The 23,620-nt window shown below is 34.8% G+C and carries 19 protein-coding genes and 1 tRNA gene; 15 read left to right on the top strand and 5 right to left on the bottom strand.

Annotation, left to right across the window (positions count from 1 at the left end):
• Window positions 1-201: 201 nt before the first annotated feature.
• Both B2745_RS06025 and B2745_RS06030 read right to left on the bottom strand, forming a co-directional pair.
• Window positions 202-275, bottom strand: a tRNA-Arg gene (locus tag B2745_RS06025).
• Window positions 276-463: 188 nt separating this feature from the next.
• On the bottom strand, window positions 464-916 hold the full coding sequence (locus B2745_RS06030) for a hypothetical protein (protein ID WP_304064348.1): 453 nt from the start codon (window positions 914-916) through the stop codon (window positions 464-466).
• Window positions 917-1,110: 194 nt separating this feature from the next.
• Between B2745_RS06030 and asnS the strand changes: the two genes are divergently transcribed.
• Window positions 1,111-2,559, top strand: coding sequence for an asparagine--tRNA ligase (asnS, locus tag B2745_RS06035; RefSeq protein ID WP_304064349.1), 1,449 nt, complete (start codon window positions 1,111-1,113; stop codon window positions 2,557-2,559).
• Window positions 2,560-2,672: 113 nt separating this feature from the next.
• Here the strand turns inward: asnS and B2745_RS06040 are convergent, their stop codons facing one another.
• Window positions 2,673-2,897 carry a hypothetical protein gene (locus tag B2745_RS06040; RefSeq protein WP_304064350.1) on the bottom strand — a complete coding sequence of 75 codons (225 nt, stop codon included), beginning with the start codon at window positions 2,895-2,897 and terminating at the stop codon, window positions 2,673-2,675.
• 201 nt (window positions 2,898-3,098) lie between these two features.
• Between B2745_RS06040 and B2745_RS06045 the strand changes: the two genes are divergently transcribed.
• The 7 genes from B2745_RS06045 to B2745_RS06075 all read left to right on the top strand — a co-directional run bounded on the left by B2745_RS06045 (window position 3,099) and on the right by B2745_RS06075 (window position 8,729).
• The gene (locus B2745_RS06045; RefSeq protein ID WP_304064351.1) at window positions 3,099-3,719 is read left to right on the top strand and encodes an L-threonylcarbamoyladenylate synthase; all 621 of its coding nucleotides are present in this window, start codon (window positions 3,099-3,101) and stop codon (window positions 3,717-3,719) included.
• A 29-nt stretch (window positions 3,720-3,748) separates the two neighbouring features.
• The gene (gene nhaA / locus B2745_RS06050) at window positions 3,749-4,927 is read left to right on the top strand and encodes a Na+/H+ antiporter NhaA (RefSeq protein WP_304064352.1); all 1,179 of its coding nucleotides are present in this window, start codon (window positions 3,749-3,751) and stop codon (window positions 4,925-4,927) included.
• A gap of 176 nt (window positions 4,928-5,103) precedes the next feature.
• Window positions 5,104-6,345 carry a Na+/H+ antiporter NhaA gene (nhaA, locus tag B2745_RS06055; protein ID WP_304064353.1) on the top strand — a complete coding sequence of 414 codons (1,242 nt, stop codon included), beginning with the start codon at window positions 5,104-5,106 and terminating at the stop codon, window positions 6,343-6,345.
• A gap of 438 nt (window positions 6,346-6,783) precedes the next feature.
• On the top strand, window positions 6,784-7,497 hold the full coding sequence (locus tag B2745_RS06060) for an ABC transporter ATP-binding protein (protein ID WP_304064354.1): 714 nt from the start codon (window positions 6,784-6,786) through the stop codon (window positions 7,495-7,497).
• A gap of 67 nt (window positions 7,498-7,564) precedes the next feature.
• A complete protein-coding gene (locus B2745_RS06065) occupies window positions 7,565-8,113 on the top strand; it encodes a cob(I)yrinic acid a,c-diamide adenosyltransferase (protein WP_304064468.1) in 549 nt (182 codons plus the stop codon).
• Between the two features lie 75 nt (window positions 8,114-8,188).
• On the top strand, window positions 8,189-8,410 hold the full coding sequence (locus B2745_RS06070) for a DUF2795 domain-containing protein (RefSeq protein WP_002996718.1): 222 nt from the start codon (window positions 8,189-8,191) through the stop codon (window positions 8,408-8,410).
• 169 nt (window positions 8,411-8,579) lie between these two features.
• Window positions 8,580-8,729, top strand: a complete 150-nt coding sequence (locus B2745_RS06075) for a lmo0937 family membrane protein (RefSeq protein ID WP_155977818.1) — start codon at window positions 8,580-8,582, stop codon at window positions 8,727-8,729.
• A 141-nt stretch (window positions 8,730-8,870) separates the two neighbouring features.
• Here B2745_RS06075 and uxuA read toward each other — a convergent pair whose 3' ends face one another.
• Window positions 8,871-10,076 carry a mannonate dehydratase gene (gene uxuA / locus B2745_RS06080; RefSeq protein WP_304064355.1) on the bottom strand — a complete coding sequence of 402 codons (1,206 nt, stop codon included), beginning with the start codon at window positions 10,074-10,076 and terminating at the stop codon, window positions 8,871-8,873.
• Window positions 10,077-10,218: 142 nt separating this feature from the next.
• On the opposite strand from uxuA, the gene B2745_RS06085 reads away from it, so the two are divergent.
• From B2745_RS06085 to B2745_RS06105, 5 genes are all read left to right on the top strand, one after another.
• Window positions 10,219-12,063, top strand: coding sequence for a sugar-binding domain-containing protein (locus tag B2745_RS06085; protein WP_304064356.1), 1,845 nt, complete (start codon window positions 10,219-10,221; stop codon window positions 12,061-12,063).
• Window positions 12,064-12,439: 376 nt separating this feature from the next.
• Window positions 12,440-13,585: a glycosyltransferase family 1 protein gene (locus tag B2745_RS06090; RefSeq protein ID WP_304064357.1), complete on the top strand. Its 1,146-nt coding sequence runs from the start codon at window positions 12,440-12,442 to the stop codon at window positions 13,583-13,585.
• Between the two features lie 13 nt (window positions 13,586-13,598).
• Window positions 13,599-14,720, top strand: coding sequence for a UDP-galactopyranose mutase (glf, locus tag B2745_RS06095; protein ID WP_304064358.1), 1,122 nt, complete (start codon window positions 13,599-13,601; stop codon window positions 14,718-14,720).
• A 1-nt stretch (window position 14,721) separates the two neighbouring features.
• Window positions 14,722-16,875, top strand: coding sequence for an SDR family oxidoreductase (locus B2745_RS06100; RefSeq protein ID WP_304064359.1), 2,154 nt, complete (start codon window positions 14,722-14,724; stop codon window positions 16,873-16,875).
• A 181-nt stretch (window positions 16,876-17,056) separates the two neighbouring features.
• A complete protein-coding gene (locus B2745_RS06105) occupies window positions 17,057-19,027 on the top strand; it encodes an alpha-L-arabinofuranosidase C-terminal domain-containing protein (protein WP_304064360.1) in 1,971 nt (656 codons plus the stop codon).
• A 481-nt stretch (window positions 19,028-19,508) separates the two neighbouring features.
• Here the strand turns inward: B2745_RS06105 and ychF are convergent, their stop codons facing one another.
• Window positions 19,509-20,609, bottom strand: coding sequence for a redox-regulated ATPase YchF (gene ychF / locus B2745_RS06110; protein ID WP_304064361.1), 1,101 nt, complete (start codon window positions 20,607-20,609; stop codon window positions 19,509-19,511).
• Between the two features lie 170 nt (window positions 20,610-20,779).
• Here ychF and B2745_RS06115 point away from each other — a divergent pair, with 170 nt between their 5' ends.
• A complete protein-coding gene (locus B2745_RS06115; protein WP_304064362.1) occupies window positions 20,780-21,271 on the top strand; it encodes a DUF5362 family protein in 492 nt (163 codons plus the stop codon).
• Window positions 21,272-21,307: 36 nt separating this feature from the next.
• Window positions 21,308-23,611 carry a family 20 glycosylhydrolase gene (locus B2745_RS06120; protein ID WP_304064363.1) on the top strand — a complete coding sequence of 768 codons (2,304 nt, stop codon included), beginning with the start codon at window positions 21,308-21,310 and terminating at the stop codon, window positions 23,609-23,611.
• Window positions 23,612-23,620: the final 9 nt, after the last annotated feature.

Consider the following 23,620-nt stretch of genomic DNA (forward strand, 5'->3'; position numbering starts at 1 on the left):
TTCAATGCCAAGATAAAAGCTTTCAGATCGCAGTTCAGAGGCGTAAGAAATGTGAAGTTCTTCCTTTTTAGACTAGCTAAAATATATGCTTAATGTCTCTCCTCAACTTTTACGCTTGATCCGCAAATTCTTTACATTCTTTAAATCAAAAACCTCTAGAAATAAAAAAGGCCTCAGATAATCTCTGAAGCCTTTTTAGGGTGGTCGCATTTGGATTCGAACCAAAGACCTACTGCTTAGAAGGCAGTTGCTCTATCCAGCTGAGCTATGCAACCATCATTCAAAACAATAGTTAAGAATTGCTGCAAATATAGGCTTACAAATCATATTCTGCAATATTTCTTAAAAAAATCTTGAAAAATATCGCAAAACTTTCATCCTTAATTATTTATGAAATCTAAATGCAAAAGACCGATGATGGTCCTTTATCAGCATATCATCGGTCTTATCAGTTTTCTTGAACTTATTCGGCTTTTCTTTTGTCTTTAATCATTTCACCCATCTTTGCTCGTCTTTCTTTCATAGCTGCCTTTTGTTCTTCCGTAAAAGTTGCTTCTAATTTTTCTCTCATCGCTTTAGCTTGCTCTTTTTGTTTAGCAACCATCTCTTTTTGTGCTGGCGTGTAACTTGCTTCTAAGGCTTTTCTTTTAGCCATCATATCTAGCTCTTGATTGGCCATAATTGCTTTTTGCTCTTCCGTAAAAGTTGCTCTTAAAGCTTCTCTATCTGCCTTTTGTTGTTCCATATTGGCTTTGGCTAATGCTTTTTGTTCTTCTGTCATATTGGCTACAAGCTCTTTACCAGGGCCACCACCTTGTGGACCTTTTCTTTTTGCAACTTCTTGTGCTTTAGAACTCACGGTTACAGCTAGCAATAGCATACCAGCCATAGAAACTTTTTGAATTAATTTTTTCATCATCATGGGGTTTAAAATTTTTATATAGGTAAGAATACAAATCATAACAATGGTTTAACAGCACTACCCACCCAATAGCTTTTTTAACAAAAATTAACACCTGTAGGCTTTAACGGTCTTAATAGTTCTATTTGTTGTTTTAATTAACAGAAAGGTTTGTATTTTTGGTCTTTATCAAAAACATCCGATTGAATATGATTAAGAGAGAAAAAGTTAAAAATTTGCTAGCAGCTACCACATTTGGCAAAGAGGTAATAGTAATGGGTTGGGTAAAAACATTTAGAAATAACCAATTTATTGCTTTAAATGATGGCTCTTGTATGGCCAATTTGCAGGTAGTAGTTGATTTTGAACAAACTCCGGATGAAATATTAAAGAAAATTACTACAGGCGCAGCTTTAAAAATTACCGGTAAGTTAATTGAGTCTTTAGGTAAAGGCCAAACGGTAGAAGTTAAGGCAAGCTCAGTAGAAATTTTAGGTGAAAGTGATGCAGAGAAATTTCCACTTCAACCCAAAAAGCATAGTTTAGAGTTTCTAAGAGAAATTGCACACTTACGTTTTCGTACCAATACCTTCAATGCGGTATTTAAAATCAGGCACCATCTAGCTTTTGCTATACATCAATTTTTTCATGATAGAGGATTTGTTTATTTACATACCCCAATTATCACGGCTTCTGATGCAGAAGGTGCCGGTGAAATGTTTAAAGTAACTACTTTAGATTTTGATAAAACCCCACGTACAGAAGCCGGTGAAGTAAACTTTAAAGAAGATTTCTTCGGTCGTTCAGCTAATTTAACCGTTTCTGGTCAGTTAGAAGGCGAGCTTGGTGCGATGGCTTTAGGAGAGATTTATACTTTTGGACCAACTTTTAGAGCAGAAAACTCTAATACCACCAGACATTTAGCGGAGTTTTGGATGATAGAGCCTGAAGTAGCTTTCGCTGATATTGAAGACAATATGAACCTAGCAGAAGACTTACTAAAATATGTCATCAAACACGCATTAGATAACTGTAAAGATGAATTAGAATTTCTGAAAAACCGACTGCTAGAAGAAGAAAAAAACAAACCACAAGCAGAGCGAAGCGAGCTTAACCTTTTAGAAAAGTTAAACTTTTGCTTAGACAACAATTTTGAGCGCCTAACTTATACAGAAGCTATAGAGATTTTAAAACGCTCTAAGCCAAACCAGAAAAAGCAATTTAATTATATTATTGATGAGTGGGGTGCTGATTTACAAAGTGAACATGAAAGGTATTTGGTAGAAAAGCATTTCAAAAAGCCAGTAATCTTAACTAACTATCCTGCAGATATCAAATCATTTTACATGAGACAAAATGAGGAGGAAATTAACGGTAAAAAAACTGTTGCCGCTATGGATATTTTATTTCCTGGGATAGGGGAAATTGTAGGAGGCTCTCAAAGAGAAGAAAGATTAGATAAATTAACCCAACGTATGCAAGAACTGGGTATCCCGCAAGATGAATTATATTGGTACTTAGATACGCGTCGTTTTGGTAGTGCGCCACATGCTGGATTTGGTCTAGGTTTCGAAAGGTTAGTGCTTTTTGTAACCGGTATGACTAATATACGGGATGTAATTCCTTTCCCTCGTTTTCCAAAAAATGTAGAGTTTTAATTTAAATAAAGAAGGCCGGATAAAAATCTGGCCTTCTTCTTTTCATGTTAAGTAATCATTTTTAAGGATGACATGATTACTTGATATATGATATGATAGAGTGAATAGCTTTATTAACTTACTTTTGCTAAAGTAGTAGCATTTCTTTTCCTAAATTGTTCTAACTCGGTTGCTAAAATTTGCTTTAGCTCCATATCAAACCTTTTAGTATTAAAGTTTATCATATTATCTTGATGGTTTTGACGGAATTTTTTAACATCTTCTCTTAAAATAGAGAACAATTCCTGGTCAAACTTTCTTATTATATCTTTAGCTGCTTCAGTTATCATAGTTTTCATAATTTTAATTTTAGATTTGTTAAGACAAATACGAATACTATGCCATTCCAACTCGTAAAAGAGTATTTTTGTTAAATATTTAAGGCTGTTAAATAAAAAAATAGCTTTTTATACCTTTAAACGCATGTTTTAGGAGTTAATAGGCATAAAAATTGTATAGCATACTATACAATAAGTTTTGTTTTAGATAAAAAAAATATCATGCTGTTACGTATATACGAAGAGAATCCAAACGAAAAAGCAATTGAACAAGTAGTACAAGTATTAAAAAAAGGTGGAATTATTATTTACCCAACAGATACTGTATACGGATTAGGTTGCGATATTACGAACAGCAAGGCGATAGAAAAAATTGCTCGTTTAAGGGGTATAAAGCCAGAAAAAGCTAATTTTTCTTTCATCTGTTATGATCTAAGTCATATATCAGATTATATCAAACCCATAGACAATACCACTTTTAGAGTTTTAAAGAAAGCTTTACCAGGGCCGTTTACCTTTATTTTTAATGCAAGTAATAGAGTTCCAAAGCTTTTATCTAGTCAGAAAAAAACAGTAGGTATCCGTGTTCCTGATAATCTTATAGCCCGCTGTATCGTAAAAGAGCTGGGTAATCCTATAGTTTCTACATCTATTCATGATGATGATGACATCATCGAATACTCAACAGATCCAGAATTAATTTATGAAAAATATAAAGATCAGGTTGATTTGGTTATAGATGGTGGCTATGGCGATAATGTAGCTTCTACAGTTGTGAGCTGTTTTGATGGCGAATTTGAAATCATCCGTGAAGGAAAAGGAGATTTAGCCGAATTTCTGTAGCCCTTAATTTTCATCAAAAATTACTTAATATGCCGAAACTTATTAATTTAAAAATCTTTAAAAATTTTTTCGAATCTCAATCTGCCGGAGGGATACTCTTGATGGTATGCGTAATCATATCTCTGATTTTGGCTAATACAGCTTTAGGTCCTGCATTAGAAGCTTTGTTAAACACACAAATAGGTTATCATTCTGAAAATATTCACTTACAATACCCCCTATTGTTATGGATTAATGATGGCTTAATGGCGGTGTTTTTTCTTTTAGTGGGTCTAGAAATTAAAAGAGAGCTGGTAGAAGGAGAGTTGTCCTCTATCAAACAAGCAAGTTTACCTATTTTTGCTGCCATTGGCGGGATGTTAGCGCCAGCTTTAATTTATACACTCATCAATTCATCTGCGCCAACATTACACGGTTGGGGTATTCCTATGGCTACAGATATAGCTTTTGCCATAGCTGTAATTTCTTTATTAGGAAACAAGGTGCCTTTATCACTAAAGATATTTTTAACTGCTTTAGCTATTGTAGATGATTTGGGAGCTATACTAGTTATTGCGTTTTTTTACACTGAAGAATTGCATTTAAGCTATTTACCCTATATTTTGGGAGTTTTAGCCATATTGTTTTTACTCAATTACTTCAATGTGCAAAAGATTTGGATGTATATCATTCCGGGGGCATTTTTATGGTATTTTGTTCATGGTTTTGGTGTTCATGCAACAATTGCAGGTGTTTTAACAGCATTTTTTCTGCCTACTACAGAAGATGATAAAGAATCTCCTTTAGAAAAGTTAGAACATGTATTGGTCAAACCAGTAAATTTTTTGATCATGCCCATATTTGCATTAGCCAATACAAATATCAAGTTCGAATCTACCATGTTAGATGGCCTTACAAGCCCCTTAAGCTTAGGGATAATCATAGGATTGTTAATTGGTAAACCGTTAGGTATTATGCTGATGTCTTTTATAGCAGTAAAAATGAAAATAAGTAGTTTACCCTTAGGTGCTAGATGGCAACAAATTTTGGGATTAAGTCTATTGGCAGGTATTGGTTTTACCATGTCTATTTTTATAGCATTGTTATCATTTTCTGAGCATGATTACCAGATACAAGCTAAGTTTTCTATTCTCATAGCCTCGGTTTTAGCCGGTATTTTGGGCTTTTTTGTTTTAAATTCTATAGCAAAACATCAGCAGGAAGTTTAAAAATTGAAATTTTATAAGTGAAATTTTAAAAAAGCTAGAATTTCTAGCTTTTTTTGTTTTGTTTTTTTGTTATTTTAATAAAAGTTATTGTTTTTTTATGTTATTAATAGATTTAATATGTAATTTTTGTTTATTTGTAATGAAAAAATTAATAGAAGCATTAAAATTATAGAGAAATGAGAAAATTAAGCCAAAATATCTATAAAAAATTCATTGAAGCTGAGTCTAAAGGTGGGATTATACTTATTTTATGTATGGTTCTTTCTATTTTAGTAGCTAACACCCTATTAGGTGATTATTTAATTAACTTATTAAATTTTGAATTTGGTTTTGAAGGTTTTGGATTAGATTTAAAATATAGCACCTTAAGTTGGATAAATGATGGTCTGATGGCTATTTTTTTTCTATATGTAGGGCTAGAAATAAAGAGGGAAATAGTAGATGGAGAGTTAAAATCTGTTAAACAAGCTTCTTTACCTATTATAGCGGCATTAGGAGGTATGTTAATGCCAGCAGCATTATATTTTTTGTTTAATTACGGTGCAAAAACAGAAGGAGGATGGGGAATTCCAATGGCTACAGACATAGCTTTTGCTATCGGAATATTAGCTGTTTTAGGAAATAGAGTACCAAACTCTCTGAAGATATTTTTAACAGCATTAGCTATCGTTGATGATTTAGGAGCTATTGTGGTTATTGCTTTATTTTATACTTCTGATATTCATTTTAACTACTTATTATTAGCTTTAGGTGTTTTTGCTTTCCAAATGTCTTTAAATTATTTTGGTGTTAGAAAAGTAATATTTTATATCATACCAGGTTTAGCTTTATGGTACTTTATACATCATAGCGGTATACATGCTACTATTGCAGGCGTACTAACAGCTATTGCCATTCCTGCTACAAGCGAGAAAAGAAAATATTCTCCTATGGAAAAATTAGAACATGCTTTAAGCAAACCAGTAGGTTATGTGATTATTCCTTTGTTCGCATTTGTAAATACCAATATCAGGTTCGAATCGGCAATGTTAGATGGGGTATTTAGTCCTTTAGGTTTAGGTATCATAGCTGGTTTATTTATAGGAAAACCTCTTGGTATTACACTAGCTTCTTGGATTGCGGTAAAACTTAAAGTAGCTAAAAAGCCAAGATTAGCTAGCTGGAAACAGGTTATAGGTGTTGGGATGTTAGGAGGAATAGGTTTTACCATGTCTATTTTTGTATCACTGTTATCATTTTCATTACCTTTATTTCAGCTACAAGCTAAATTCTGTATTTTGATAGCATCCTTAATATCAGCAGGAGCTGGATATATTTATCTCAGCATACTAAGTAAGAAATCAGCTAAAAATGAAAAAGTTGAAGTTATTCAGGTAGCAGAAACTCAACTTATAACAGATAATTTAAAAGTAGCTTAAACAGTTTTTTGAATAATTCAACCAAAACCCTTGGTTTATTCGAGATTTACAAGCAATCTCTATAAGCTAAGGGTTTTGTGATTTTATATAAGCCTTAATCTAAAAGATTGATGATTTACATGATGTTTTGTTTTAAAAGGAAGAAGAAAACTATTGAGTAGAATTTCTGATAACCAATTGAGTGTCAAGCATCTTAGTGACAGCTTTCCAATCTTTAACAGACACTAGCGGCATACTTAAGAGAGTTAAGTTAATTCAAACAAGTTGAAAAAGACTTCTTCTTCTTCTTCTTCACAGTAAAAAAGCAGGTTGTAGGCCCTCATTTTTAGTATATATCAATAATAGACTTTATTCATCAATTTATTTATGTTTACAATATCGCAAATTTTGGTGTAACAAAAGTTTATGAAATTTGTCTTATACAAAACAAAAAATCACATGCAGCCATTAATAACCATTACAGATATAGGTAGAAAGTATGTTATAGGTTCAGAAACCATACATGCTATAAAATCTGTAACACTTACTATAAACAAAGGGGAGTTTGTGGCTTTAATGGGTCCTTCGGGCTCTGGAAAGTCTACTTTAATGAATATTTTGGGGTGCTTAGATACCCCCACTAAAGGAGAATATATTTTAAATGGTATTCAAGTAAGTCAAATGACGGATAGCGAGCTTGCAGAGGTTAGAAATAAAGAAATTGGCTTCGTTTTTCAAACTTTTAATCTTTTACCGCGTTCATCGGCACAAGATAATGTAGCCTTGCCTTTGGTTTATGCCGGCATAGCTAAGAAGGAACGTGATGAAAGGGCGGCTACTGCTTTAACAAATGTAGGTTTAGCTAACAGATTACATCATAAACCAAACGAGCTTTCTGGAGGACAAAGACAACGGGTAGCAGTTGCCAGAGCTTTAATCAATAATCCTTCTATTATTTTAGCTGATGAACCAACAGGGAATTTAGATACCAAAACATCTATAGAAATTATGGGCTTGATAGAGGAGATACATGCAAAAGGCAATACCATTATTTTGGTTACCCATGAAGAAGATATTGCGCAACATGCACACCGTATTGTGCGGATGAGAGATGGTTTGGTGGAAGATGATTATCAAAACCAGGATATTAAGACTGTAGCAGAAAAAGTTTAAACTAATTTTATAATACGCTCATTTTTCTAAACAAAAAAAGCTTTATTTAGTTAACTCAACAATGAGTATGAAAATATATACCAAAACCGGAGATACAGGTTATACTTCTTTAATTGGTGGAACCAGGGTTCCAAAGCACCACATTAGAATAGAATCTTACGGAACTGTTGATGAGTTAAATTCTTATATAGGTTTAATTAGTGACCAAAACATAGCCCATGAAGATAAAGCTATACTAAAAGAAATTCAGGATAGGTTGTTTACCATTGGTTCCTCACTGGCATCAGATCCAGAAAAATCTAAAATGAAAATCCCTGATTTACATGAAGAAGATATCTTATTGTTAGAAAACGAAATAGATAAAATGAACGAAAGTCTACAACCTCTAAAGCATTTTATTTTACCAGGCGGTATAACGGCTTCTTCTTATTGCCATTTAGCAAGATGTGTTTGTAGAAGAGCCGAGCGTAATGTGGTACACCTAGCAGAAGAGAGCTTTGTTGATGATAAAATAACCATATATCTAAACCGTTTGTCTGATTACTTGTTTACTTTAGCGAGAAAAGTAAATGCAGATCATCAAATTTTAGAAAACAAGTGGATTCCTAGAGTTTAAAATAATGTTGAAAACTTTTTTAGGAACTATGAATTATTCATATACTTTTGCGATTAAATTAAAATTCTAAGAAATATGTATTGGACATTAGAATTAGCTTCTCATTTAGAAGATGCTCCGTGGCCAGCCACTAAAGACGAATTAATAGATTATGCTATCCGCTCAGGTGCTCCTGTAGAAGTTATAGAAAATCTTCAAGCCTTGGAAGATGATGGCGAGCCTTATGAAAACATTGAAGAAATTTGGCCGGATTATCCAACAAAAGATGATTTCTTCTTTAATGAAGATGAATACTAAATTAAAGCCCGAATGTTATGATCGGGCTTTTTTGTATACAAAAATATACGTTTAGCAATAAGCTTACATGTCCTTTTTAACTTCCAAATAACAAAACTGTTTTTGGTCTGGTTTTGGTTTAGGTAATTTTATAATTATCAAAACATTAAAAACTATAAAAAACAAGGACATGGGAAATTTACTTTATTTAATCGCAGTTATATTAGTTATTATCTGGGTTTTCGGAGCTTTTGTATCTCCATTTGGAGGAGGATTAATTCACATCTTATTAGTTATAGCAATTATTGCAGTACTGTTAAGAATTATTAGAGGGGCTTAATATGGCTATATTAAAAAGAAGCGAGGCTCATTTTGGCCTCGCTTTTTTTATGGCTGCTTCATTTTACCAATTCTATTTTTGCTAAACGCATTTACAATATCAGATGAGGATATGATCTTTAGCATTTAATAATCGCCAGATTTACGATTTCCAAGCACCCTCTATACCTAAAGTTAAGCCTGATATTTCGCATAAACCTTTCATACGCCCAATTAAAGGGTAGCCAGGATTACTATCTTTATGAAAATCATCTAAAATCTTTAAACCGTGGTCTGGTCTAAAAGGCATACGTGTATCTTTTCTACCTTCGGTAATCCTCCTTTTTTGTTCTTCCAGTAAAATTTTTAAAATGCCATACATGTCTACTACACCATCTAAATGTGCTGATTCGTAAAAACTTCTTTCACCCAATTTTTTAATATTTCTAAGGTGTACAAAATGTATACGCTCTGCAAAACGTTTGGCAATAGCCATCAGATTGTTATCATTTTTTACTGATAAAGAGCCACTGCAATAAGTTAAACCATTGTTTAAAGATGGATATTGGTTAAATAACCATTCAAAATCTTCTTCGGTACTAGCAATTCTAGGTAAGCCCAACAAAGGAAAAGGAGGGTCGTCTGGATGGATACATAAATTGATACCATATTCCTCGGCAATTGGTAAAACATCTTCTAGAAATTTGGCTAAATGATGTCTTAGCTTAGGTTTATCAATATCTGCATACCTGCTAAGGAAGTATAAGAAATCTTCTTTAAAAGTAGCGGCATTATCCACAGTACCATTAATAAAACCTTGGGTTACCACAATAATGTTAAAAGCCAGGGTGTTTTGCTCTTCCTCGCTCATCCCATCAAAAATGATTTTTGCTTTGTCAACAACCTCTTTAGGGTAATCTTGTGCGGCCTTGGGTCTACCAAGAATAAAAATATCAAAAGCAGCAAAAGTATCATGGTCATATAACATAGATTCGGCTCCGTTATCATGCTTATAATGCAAACTGGTACGGGCCCAATCTAATACAGGCATAAAATTATAACAAACCGTATCTATACCACATAAAGCCAAGTTTTTAAGAGAAGTCTTATAATTTTCTATAGCTATGGCTCTTTTTTGACTGTAAATTTTAATTTCTTCAGCAACAGGAAGGCTTTCTACCACGCTCCAGCGCATACCATAACGTTCAATTTCTTGTTTAACTTTTAAAATTTCTTCTACAGGCCAAACGTCACCAGCTTTAATATGGTGTAGAGCGGTAACAATTCCTTCTACACCAAATTGCTTTAAATCTGATAACTTTATAGAATCTTTAACGCCAAACCATCGCCAGGTTTTTTCTAGTGCCATAACTAATTTTTTAAAAACCCAAAAATAGAAAATGTAAGGCAATTTATGCAATCGGTAGCATTATAGTTTTACAGCTATTTTAAGCTATGGCATACGTATTGAGTGTTTAGGTCATCATCTTCATTTTAAAAACATAAACATCATGATTAAAATAACACCTGCACATCCAAATTACGGGTTATCTAAAAGTAAAGATGAAAACTCTTTAGATGAAAATTTTATTAGTCCTTTACCTAGAGCCGTTATTCGTCCTAATCATTTTATTTTGTTAGATGGCGAGTGGAAATTTACTATCGACCCAGAAAATATAGGTTTACAAGAAAGCTGGTATGTTAATCATGATTATCAATACACAGCACAATGGCCTGGTAGTGTAGAAGAGCATATTAAAAATGGTTTAAAATCTGATGTGAGCTGGTACGATAAATATGTGGTTTGGTACGAAAGAAGTTTCCCTAAGCCAGTGATGCATAAGGAAGATATCCATCCGTCATCCCAATTACAATTAACTTTTGGTGCTTGTGGTTACGAAACGCAGGTTTGGTTAAACGGACATCATTTAAAAACGATTGATGGTGAGGAAATACATTATGGCGAGTATACCTCTTTTTCTTATGAGTTGGATGAGATGCTTCTACAAAATGATAATCGTATTACGGTAAGAATTGCGGTAAGCATGGATGCAGATATCCCCAGAGGCAAACAAGAATCTCATATTTATAAAAGAGGAGGTATTTGGTACCAAACTTATACCGGGGCGGTAAGAAGTATATGGTTAGAAGCGGTAGAAAGAAACAGGTTACGTTCTAGAGTGGGTGTAGTAAGCGTTGTTGAGGATAATTTGGTAAGATTTAATTTTACTACCCGTATACACGACCCAGGTTTGTATACCATCCGACTAAAGGTGTATCATAAAAAACAAGAAGGAGAAGAGCCCATTGCTGTAGATGAGTTTCCTTTACTTTTGAGTGCTGGCGAAAAACAACAACGCTTAGTAATGGAGATTCCTGAAGCTAGGTATTGGTCGCCAGAGTCTCCACACTTATACAGGTTGGTGGCACAGCTTGTTGATATCAATGGCTATGCTGCGGAGATAGAAACTCATTTTGGACTCCGGAAAATTGAAGCCAGAGGTGCTTATGTTTATCTCAACAATCAAAGAATTTATTTAGATGGTATTCTTTACCAGCCCGGTACAGCTACTTATGAGGAAATAAAAAGGCACATGTATGCCATGAAAGAATTGGGGTGTAACCTGGTCAGAATTCATATTGCTGGGGTAGACCCCCGTATTTATAAAATTGCAGATAAGCTGGGTTTATTACTTTGGTTAGAGGTACCTAGTCCACACAGTTCTAGTCATAAAAGCCGCATGAATCATAAGGAAGAGTTAAACCGAATGCTGGCCTTGATAGAAACACATCCATCCGTTATTATATGGAGTTTATACAACGAAGATTGGGGCGCACAAGATATTGCCAGTAACCCTGAGACCCGCAATTACATCATAGAAAGGTATCATTTTATGCAGATAGAGCATCCTCAGTTTTTAGTAGTTGATAATGATGGCTGGCAACATATTTCTTATCAAGGACGCTTAAAAAGTGATTTGTTAACGGCTCATTTATATACGGCAGAGCTTGAAAGATGGAAAGAAATGTTAGATAATTTGATATCCGGGCAAATAGACCATGTTGCTGTTTTACCTTTGGTTGTAGGCGATCCGTTTTTTTATCGTAAACAAGTGCCTTTACTAGTGAGCGAGTGGGGTGGATTTGGTTTTGCTAACTATGGCGGCCCGCAAGATGCAGCAGATAGAGAAATATCAATCAAACAATTTAAAACGGAGTTAAGAAAGAGAGAAATTGCTGGCGATGTTTATACCCAAGCTACTAATATTGAAGACGAGAAGAATGGTATCATTGATTTTAAAACAGGTGCTTTAGAGGTAACACCCGGGTTATTAAACTCTAACCCTTATTTATAAGGCTTTATGTAGCATATTCATTTTTATTGTAGCTTAAATGATACTACTTAGATGATAAAAAAGTCATGAACAAAAGATTAAACAAAAAATTCCCTTACGTATTAATACGGTAAATTTTTAAAGTCTTAACCTAAAAGACGATTAAAAATAGTCCTAAAAAATAGATAAACGTATTAGTTATTGTGCAGATTAACAATGTTTCTTTTGGTGTAATTATAAGATATACAGATAAATGCTACCTGAACTAACGGCACACACTTTGAATTTTAACCATTAACTGATATAAAATTTCATCAGTTGTTTGGTTTGGATAAAATGTTATCATCATGATGTCAAAACCAACCATTATCTACCAAAAATATGACAGCTAATTATTATGAAAAACATCACTAAATCATTACCAGAAAATTTGCTATGCTTTTCTCATCTAAGATGGGATTTTGTATTTCAAAGACCACAACATTTATTAAGCAGGTTTGCGAAGCAGATGAAAACCTACTTTATAGAAGAGCCATTTTTTGATGCCGAAGAACCCTATTTCTCTGTAGAAAATAAACAACCTGGTTTATGGGTTTGTACACCACATTTACCTGTAGGTTTAGAAGAAAATGAAGTAAACAATCTGTTAACAAGCTTTTTAAGTAATTTCTTATCGCAAAAGGATTTAGAAGATTTTGCTTTTTGGTATTATACCCCAATGGCATTAGCTTTTACAGATAAATTTAGACCCAAACTTACCATATATGACTGTATGGATGAATTATCGGCCTTTAAGTTTGCTCCAAAAGAGTTAAAAGTTTTAGAAAAGAAACTTATACAAAAAGCCGATATCATTTTTACAGGTGGCCACTCTTTATACGAAGCTAAAAAGCATTTACACGCTAATATTTATCCGTTTCCTAGCAGTATAGAAAAGGAGCATTTTCAAAAAGCCAGAACAATTAAAACAAGCCCGGCAGACCAACAAGAAATTATAGGCCCAAAAATTGGTTTTTACGGCGTAATAGACGAACGTTTTGATATTGAGCTTATTGAGGCTATTGCTGTAGAAAAGCCAGATTGGCAAATTGTATTGATAGGCCCAGTAGTTAAAATAGACCCTACAACCTTACCTAAAAACAAAAACATCCATTACCTAGGGCAAAAAAACTATACCGAATTACCTGCTTACTTAGCCGAATGGGATGTAGCCCTAATCCCTTTCATGCTTAACGAGTCTACCAGATTTATCAGCCCTACTAAAACTCCAGAATATTTGGCGGCCGGCGTACCTGTAGTATCATCGGCTATTAGAGATGTAGTAAAGCCCTATGGCATAAAAAACTTTGTACATATTGCTAACAATAAGTTGCAGTTTATAGAAGCTATAACAATAGAGCTAAACAAAAAAGATAAGTTAGCTTGGTTAGCAGCAGTTGATACTTTCTTAGCTAATAATTCTTGGGATAATACTTGCCGTAACATGCAAGAATTAATGTTAAAAACCCTCAATAATAAACAAGATATATCTATAGCCAGCTAATTTAAAACCATTTATGTTTGATTATTTAATTGTTGGCGCTGGTTTCGCAGGAAGCGTACTGGCCGAGCGTTTGGCTCGTGTAGCTCATAAAAAAGTTTTATTAATTGATAAAAGAAATCATATTGGTGGTAATGCTTACGACCATTATGATGAAGCAGGTATACTGGTTCATAAATATGGGCCACATATTTTCCATACCAATAGTAAAGATGTGTTTGATTATCTTTCTGCTTTTACCGAGTGGAGAAATTATCAACATCGGGTTTTGGCTAGTGTAGACGGACAATTACTACCTATTCCAATAAATCTTACCACCATCAATAATATGTATGGTTTAAACCTTAATTCTGATGAATTAGAAGACTTTTTTGCCTCAAGGGCAGAGGATGTGAAACAGATAAAAACTTCTGAAGACGTGGTGGTTGCCAAAGTAGGCAGGGAGCTTTACGAGAAATTTTTTAGAGGATATACCCGTAAACAATGGGCTATGGATCCATCAGAACTTAATGCCTCTGTAACAGCTAGGGTACCTACTAGAATCAATAAAGACGATAGGTATTTTACCGATACTTATCAGGCCATGCCGCTACATGGTTATACCAAAATGTTTGAGCAAATGTTAAATCATCCTAACATCAAAATCATGTTAAATACAGATTATAAGGAGATTATAAACGAGATAACTTATAAAAAATTAATTTTTACTGGTCCGGTAGATGAATATTTTGATTATTGCTATGGTAAATTGCCTTATCGTTCTTTAGCATTTAAGTTCGAAACCCATGATCAGGAAAAGTTCCAAGAAACCGGAACCGTAAATTATCCTAATGATTATGCTTTTACCCGTATTTCTGAGTTTAAGTATATCAGTGGGCAAAAACATGCCAAAACATCTGTCGTTTATGAGTTTCCGCAGGCAGATGGAGACCCTTATTATCCTATACCTAAAGAAGATAATGCTGCTTTATATGCCAAATATCAAGCTTTAGCTAGCCAATTGGAAAATACTCATTTTGTTGGGCGTTTAGCTACCTATAAATATTATAATATGGATCAGGTAGTAGCGCAGGCTTTGGCAACATTTAAAAATATCCTCAAAAAAGAAACCACAGCTACCGAAACTTTAATAGAATAGGATGGAGATTTGGGGAGGTTTAGAGTGCAGCATCAATAGGATAGGAAATCAATATTTTAATCAGTTAGAGCATGCTGGATATGATAGCCGGCCATCAGATTTAAAAGCTATTTCGGCATTGGGTATCACCAGTATCCGCTATCCGATTTTATGGGAAAAACATCAGCCCCAGCAAAATACGGTTATAGATTGGGATAAAACCCGTGAAGAGCTTCTTTATTTAAGAGGGCAAAATATAGAAGTTATTGCCGGTTTGGTGCATCATGGAAGTGGACCTTTATATGTAGATATTTTGGACGATTCTTTCTCTAGCGGCTTGGCCCAATATGCGCAACAAGTTGCTACTGATTTCCCTTGGATAAATCATTATACGCCTATTAATGAGCCGTTAACCACTGCCAGATTTTGCGGTTTATATGGTTTATGGTGGCCGCATGAGCGTAATGATTATAGTTTTTTAAAAATCTTATTTCAGGAATGTAAAGCAACCGTATTAGCCATGGAAGCTATAAGAACTGTAAATCCGAAAGCCAAGTTAGTACATACAGAAGATTTAGGTAAAACTCATAGCACAGCTCCATTAAGCTATCAAGCCGATTTAGAAAATAAACGTAGGTGGTTAGGTTTAGATTTACTGTGCGGAAGGGTTCATCAGAATCATCCACTATATCCCTATTTAATAGAAAATGGTATTACAAAAGAGGAAATAGCTTTTTTTGAAACCTCTATTGGAATGCCAGATATTTTAGGTTTTAACTATTACATCACCTCAGAACGGTTTATAGATGAAGATTTGGATGCTTATCCTACTCATACACATGGTGGAAATAGCACCCACCAATATGCAGACATTGAAGCTGTAAGGTCATCAAAAGTAAATATCCTAGGACCTTATCCTTTATTAAAGGAGGCTTGGCAACGATATGGAATTAGCTTGGCGCTTACCGAAGTGCATTTACATTGTACCCGCGAAGAACAAATGCGCTGGCTTCAATATATACATCAGGAAGCTAAAAAATTAGAAATAGAGGGTGTTGATATAAAAGCCATTACCATTTGGGCCTTATTAGGTGCTTTTGGTTGGGATAAACTTTTAACCCAGCCAAAGGGAAATTATGAGTCAGGGGTGTTTGATATCAGGTCTGGAAAATTGAGGCCAACTGCTTTAACGGCAATGGTTAAAGCATTAACAAAGAACGAAAATTTTCATCATCCTGTGATAGCTGGTGGCGGTTGGTGGGAGAAAAACTATCGGGTACTATACGGCAACTTAGCTCAAGAAGTAGTGGGTAACTTTAATGGCCAACCCATATTGATTCTTGGTAAAACCGGAACTTTAGGTAATGCTTTCGCTAAAATTTGCGCTAAAAGGGATTTACATTTTAAGCTTTTTAGCAGGGCTGAGCTAGATATAATTAACCCAGCACAAATAGAACAAATAATTATAGAAGAAAAGCCTTGGGCTATCATCAATACTACAGGTTTTGTACGTGTTGATGATGCAGAGGAAGAGCAAGAAGATTGCTACAACAGCAATACTATTGGATGTAAAAATTTAGCAATCCTTTGTAAAAAACATCACGTTAAGCTGTTAACCTTTTCATCAGATTTGGTTTTTGATGGAGTTAAAAATCATCCTTATACAGAAGATGATGAAGTAAATCCGCTCAATATTTACGGTAAAAGTAAAGTACATGGAGAGCATGAGGTACTTCAACATCATCCAAACGCTTTAGTAATCAGAAGTAGTACTTTTTTTGGTCCTTGGGATGAGTATAATTATATCTATCAAGTTATAAATTGTTTAAAAGCAGGTTTGCCATTTATTGCACCTCATGATGTGATGGTTTCTCCAACCTATGTACCAGATTTGGTTAATACCAGCTTAGATGTTTTGATAGACAACGAAAGCGGAATATGGCATCTTGCTAATGTAGGAGGTATAAGTTTTGCAGCATTTGCACTTCTTGTAGCTAAACATCAAGGTTTAGATGAATCTTTAATTATAGCCAAACCTATTCAAGAAATAAATTTAAGTGCAAAAAGACCTTCTTATAGTGTGCTAGCCAGTAAACACGGTTGCTTATTACCCACCTTAAACGATGCTTTAAAACGTTATTTTCAAGAAGTTAAATTGTACGACTTTATGTATTAGTGTCTTTGATGGTTTAGGTAGACATTATTTTAAGATAGCTGATCAGAAGTTTATAGTTTTTAAGAAGAAATCCCTATCTTTTTAATCTTAATACTCAATTTTATATGTGTACTTGGGTAAAAGAGGGCTCTATCTATCATAAGTTGTACTACAAACAACCTAAAACTTTAACCAATTATCCATGGCCATAAAACAATCTTTACCGCTGATTTTTGCAGCAACCATAACCGGTTTTTCTGCAGCAGCCCAATCTGTATTTACAGTACAACCCAACCAAATTAGAGCAGAAATACAAGCTACCATGTGGGGTGTGTTTTTTGAGGATATCAATATGGGGGCCGACGGAGGTATCTATGCAGAAATGATTAAAAACCGCTCTTTCGAGTTCTATAAACCTTTAATGGGTTGGACAGTAGAAGGTAAAAAAGTAGAAGGAGAGCTGTTAATTCTAAACCGTGGCGATGCAAATCCTGCTAATCCTCGTTTTCTAAGAGTTCAGGTTCAGAAAGAGGCTAAAAGTATGGTAAATGAAGGTTTTAAAGGGATGGGAATTAAAGCTGGGCTGAGGTATGATTTTTCATTCATGTACCGTCAAGCTAATGCAGGTATTAAAATTCAGGTAGAACTGTTAAATGAGCTTAATGAAGTCATTGGTAAAGGGGAGGTGATACCAACGTCCGTTGGAGATAAGTGGCACAAGCAAGAACTCAGTTTTAACGCTACCGCTCATGCACAAAAGGGCAAGTTTAGAATTATTTTTAGTGGAGCAGGGGTTATAGATGTTGATATGATTTCTTTATTTCCATCAGACACCTGGAAAGGAAGAAAAGGTGGTTTAAGAGCAGATATGGTACAACTTTTAGCCGATTTAAAACCTGGCTTTGTACGTTTCCCCGGAGGGTGTATTGTAGAAGGGCATGATTTATCTACCCGTTACCAGTGGAAAAAAACGATTGGTCCGGTAGAGGAAAGAACACTCATCATTAACCGTTGGAATAACCAAATGGCTAATCGTTTAGCCTCAGATTATTATCAAACCTTTGGATTAGGTTTTTACGAGTATTTCCAGCTGGCAGAAGACATTGGCGCACAAGCCCTGCCTATTTTAAATTGCGGTATGGCATGCCAGTTTAATACAGCAGAAGTAGTACCGCTAGACCAGTTAGAGCCTTACATACAAGATGCCTTAGACTTAATAGAATTTGCCAATGGCGATGTACAAACACCCTGGGGTAAAGTTAGGGCGCAAATGGGACATCCAAATCCCTTTAATTTAAAAATGTTGGGTGTTGGCAATGAAAATTGGGGTCCACAGTATATAGAAAGATTAAAGTTGTTTACCAAAGCCCTAAAGGCAAAATATCCGGAAATTAAATTGGTAAATAGTGGTGGTACTGATCCGGATGGGGAGCGTTTTGAGTACCTAAATACAGAATTAAGAAAAATGAATGCTGATATCATTGACGAGCATTACTACCGTAAACCCGAATGGTTTTTACAAAATACAGCTAGATATGATAATTATCCAAGAACAGGACCTAAAATTTTTGCAGGTGAGTATGCAGCGCAAACAGATAAAGTAGTTAGTGTAAATAACAAAAACAATTTAAAAAGCGCTATTGCCGAAGCTGCTTTTTTAACAGGTTTAGAGCGTAATGCTGATATCGTAATTATGGCTTCTTACGCACCTTTGTTTGCGCATGTTGAGGGTTGGCAATGGACACCAGATTTAATTTGGGTTGATAATTTAAAAGCTTATGGAACACCTAATTATTATGTTCAGAAATTATTTGCCAATAACAGAGGTACACATGTGGTAAATTTAATTAGGAAGGAGATTAAAGAAACTGTTGGCGATGGCATTTATGCTTCTGCTATCATAGATAAACAAAGTAACGAGCTGATTATTAAGGTGGTAAATGCTTCTGAAAAAGTGCAAGAAGTAATGTTTAATGTGGATAACAAGAAAGGTATTCAAACCATAGCTAAACTCAGTAGCCTTAGTTCAAATAGTTTGGATGATGAAAATACTATAGCTAAACCTAAACAGATTTTTCCAGAAGAAAGTGTCATCAAGGTAAAGAAACATCAAATTGCTCTCCAGCTCAAGCAAAATTCATTACATGTAATTAAAGTAAAATTGATAGATTAATTTTTTGAATGATACGAAGAAAAGAAACTTGCTGATAGAGTTTAAAACTTTTAGCGTTTTGATTTTCGCTTTCAGCTTTTAAGAATGATTGATTTTAAGACAACTTGTGTAACGGCAAGAACAATAATTTTTCATAAAAACTACTTTGTTGAATTTTACATATAACAAGACGAAAAAGTGAAAGTAAAATTTAGTACTTTCTTGAGTTGATTAAACAGGTTGATTGTGTTCCAGAAAAGTTTTTAAAGCATTTGACAGGAACTGAGGGTCTTCCCTATGAGATTAGAATAATAAGAATTTTTGAAATGGGTTTGAATAAAAGAATTGGTTTTACATTCTTGTAAGTTAAAAAAAACAAAAAAGCCAAATCATTAACAATTTGGCTTTATTCTATAAATACTCTTGCGCTCGTTTGTAACGAGTGCTTAACATGGTCTAACGATTCAATCGTATTTGAAACTTATATTATAGAAATGAAAATCTAAACATTAAATCTAAAGTGCATAATATCACCATCTTCAACTATATAAGTTTTGCCTTCAACACCTAGTTTGCCTGCTTCTTTACAAGCGTTTTCAGAACCTAAAGTCACAAAATCTTGATATTTAATCACCTCGGCTCTAATGAAACCTTTCTCAAAATCACTATGGATAACGCCAGCAGCTTGTGGGGCAGTAAAGCCTTTGGTAATAGTCCAAGCCCTAACTTCTTGCACACCAGCAGTAAAATAGGTTGATAAATTTAATAGGCGGTAAGCAGCTCTAATCAATTTAGCCACGCCAGATTCGGTTAAACCTAAATCAGCCAAAAACATTTGGCGTTCTTCATAATCTTCCAGCTCAGCAATTTCAGATTCTATCTTAGCAGAAATAATTAAAACCTCAGCATTTTCATCTTTAACAGACTCTTTTACCAGGTCTACATATTTGTTTCCGGTGTTTACAGAAGCCTCATCAACATTACACACATATAAAACCGGTTTGATGGTGAGTAAGCTTAAATCTACAATAAATTCAAAATCCTCTACAGTGATAGGGGCAGTACGAGCAGATTTTCCAGACTCTAAATGAGATTTTACCGCAGATAATATCTCAAAAGTCTTTTTAGCATCCTTATCAGTACCTGTTTTAGCAGTTTTTTCTACTTTTTGGATACGCTTGGTTACCGTTTCTAAATCTTTCAACTGTAGCTCGGTATCAATAATTTCTTTATCTCTGATGGGGTCTACAGAACCATCAACATGGATCACATTACCATCATCAAAACAACGTAAAACATGGATGATAGCATTGGTAGCTCTGATATTTCCTAAAAACTGGTTTCCTAAACCTTCGCCTTGTGAAGCACCTTTTACCAAACCTGCTATGTCTACAATCTCAATCGTATTAGGAACAACCTTTTGTGGTTTTACCAATTCGGCAAGTTTAGTTAACCTTTCATCCGGAACGGTAATAACACCAACATTGGGTTCAATAGTACAAAAAGGAAAGTTTGCTGCTTGCGCTTTAGCGTTAGACAAACAATTAAATAGGGTAGACTTGCCTACGTTGGGTAAACCAACTATTCCGCACTGTAGTGCCATATTTTTTTATATTATGATTTGTATTTTTTGATGTTTATCTGGGTTTTACCAAGAAACCAAGACTAAAATTTGCGCAAAGATAAGAGTTTAAGTATAAAATTTTGGTTTAAGTGTAGCTTCCTTTTTAAAGAATTTCATTTATATTCATAAAAATTTAAATTTTACTAAACATGGAAGAAAACAACTACTCAGAAAATCTAGACAATCAAGAAAATCAAAACAAAGAAGAAGTAAAGGCATTGGTCTTTAGCTTCTCTATAGAAGAATTTTTGCTAGAGACGGCCAAGTGGGCTAAATTTTTAGCTATAATGGGTTTTATATTTACCGGTTTAGCAGTTTTGTTAGGATTATTGTTCTCTGTTTTTGGTTCGGCTATGTTATCTGCAACTGCTTTTGGTGCCATTGGTGGTGCTGCCTTCGGACTAATTTATATCATTGCTGGTTTGATATATTATTTCCCAGCAAAATACCTGTATGATTTTGCCGTTTATACCAAACAAGCCATTTTAATCAAAGACCAAGAATCTATAGAATATGCTTTTTCCAAAATAAAATCGGTATTTAAGTTTTGGGGAATTATGGTTATCATTATTTTAGTGATATACTTTTTAGCTTTCATTTTTGGTATTGCATCGGCCATTTTTATGGGGATGGGTTCTTAATTATAAATACTAAGCTTTAAATATTTTAACATCGATATGCGCTTTTACTTCTTTATTTTCTGTTCTCTACTCTCTTGTTCTGTATTTAGTCAGGCTGTAAACCAAAACTTAGGTATTATACCCGCACCACAAGAAGTGGTATCTAAAGAAGGTTTTTTTGTATTAACACCGCAAACGGCTATTCTTTATCAGCAAGATGCAGATAGAAAAATAGCAGAGTTATTTAGAGATTTAGTAAAACAGCATAGTGGTTTTGAGTTGGTGGTGGCCAAAAACTTTATTCAAGCACCAGAAAGCCTTATCAGCTTTATCAATCAAGCTTTACCGCAAAATCCAGAAGCCTATGAAATCAACATCGGCGAAAAGCAAATTACCTTAAGCGGACAAGAACAAGGGCTTTTTTACGCCATGCAAAGTTTAGCACAGTTGTATCAACTGCATAAAAACAATCTTAACATCCCGCAGGCTATCATCAAAGACCAACCAAGGTTTCAGTATCGTGGTTTACACCTAGATGTTGGCAGGCATTTTTATCCGCTAGATTTTATCAAAAAGTATATTGATATCATGGCGATGTACAAGCTCAATAACTTCCATTGGCATTTAACAGAAGACCAAGGTTGGCGCTTAGAGATTAAAAAATATCCAAAACTAACAGAAATAGGAGCTTACAGGGCACAAACATTAATTGGTAATTTCCACGACCGTATGCCTCAATGGTTTGATAATAAGCCTTACGGTGGATTTTACACACAAGAAGAAGCCAAAGAAATTGTGGCTTATGCAGCATCCAAATACATCAATGTGATACCCGAGATAGAATTGCCTGGCCATGCTGTTGCTGCTTTAGCATCATACCCAGAGTTTGCTTGTGGTGATACCCCTGGTCCTTTTAAAGTAGAAGAAAAATGGGGCGTTTTCCCTGATATTTTTTGTGCAGGTAAAGAAGAAACTTTTAGTTTTTTGGAGGATATCCTTACCGAGGTGATGGCTATTTTTCCTTCATCTTACATCCATATCGGTGGTGATGAAGCGCCTAAAACCCGTTGGAAAACTTGTAGCTATTGCCAAAAGCGTATCAAAGCTAAAAAGCTTAAGAACGAGGAAGAGCTACAATCTTATTTTATCCAAAGGATAGAGAAATTTGTAAATAAAAACGGTAGAAAAATTATAGGTTGGGATGAAATTTTAGAAGGTGGTTTAGCACCCAATGCCACGGTAATGTCGTGGCGAGGAGAAAAAGGTGGCATAGCAGCCGCACAACAAAACCACGATGTGATCATGACGCCCGGTTCAAACGGTTTGTATCTAGACCATGTTCAAGGTCGCTCAGACCAAGAGCCACTTTCTATAGGTGGCGATGGCAGGATAGGGCTGCTTTACCAATACAATCCAACGCCTTCGGTTTTAACAGCAGCGCAACAAAAATACATCAAAGGGGTGCAAGCCAATATGTGGACAGAATATATGCCTACCACACAAAAAGTAGAGTATATGCTTTTTCCTAGGGTTATGGCTTTGGCAGAAGTAGCATGGACAAATACCTCCCAAAAGGATTATCAAAACTTTGCTCATCAGCGTTTGCCTTTACACTTAAACCTGCTCGACCAAACCTCTACACTTTACAGAGTGCCTACTGCTATAGGCGCTAAAGACACCACGCTAAATATCCAATCAAGCTATACCTTCACGTGGAAACCCTCTGTAAAAGATGCTATTATCTATTATACATTAGATGGTAAAATACCTGATGCTACATGTTTAGTTTATCAAGGGAATTTAGAAGTTACCGTAAAAGAGGGAGAGCGTATTCCAGTAAAATCTATCGTAATTACGCCTTCTGGTAAGCGTAGTGCTGTAATTACCACTTGGTTGGTAAACCGTAAACCTTTAGAAGCTATTACAGATACGCCAGCCGTTTCTGGAAGTTTAAAATACCATTATGTGCCAGGTAAATTCACCAGCGTTTTAGAAATTGATACCAATTTAGCTACAAAAAAAGGTTTAGTTAATCAGTTAGCTTTAAATAAGATAAGTGGTAAAGATAGAAGCTATGGTTTAGTATTTAGCGGATACATCAAAGTAAATGAAGATGCAACTTTTGAGTTTTCTTTATTAAGTGATGATGGTGCTAGGTTGTATATTGATGATGAATTGATTATCGATAATGATGGCAAGCATGCCCGCTACGAGCGAGCTGCCGGAGTTTGGCTAAGACCAGGCTTGCACAAAATTAAATTAGCTTATTTTGATGATGGATTAGGTTCGGCCTTAAAATTATCTGTTAAAGGTACGGATGGAAAGAAAATAGAATTACCCCCTGTGATGATGTTTAATTAGTTTTTAAAC

This window comes from Pedobacter glucosidilyticus (genome assembly GCF_002483235.1).
Classification (GTDB): Bacteria; Bacteroidota; Bacteroidia; order Sphingobacteriales; family Sphingobacteriaceae; genus Pseudopedobacter; species Pseudopedobacter glucosidilyticum_B.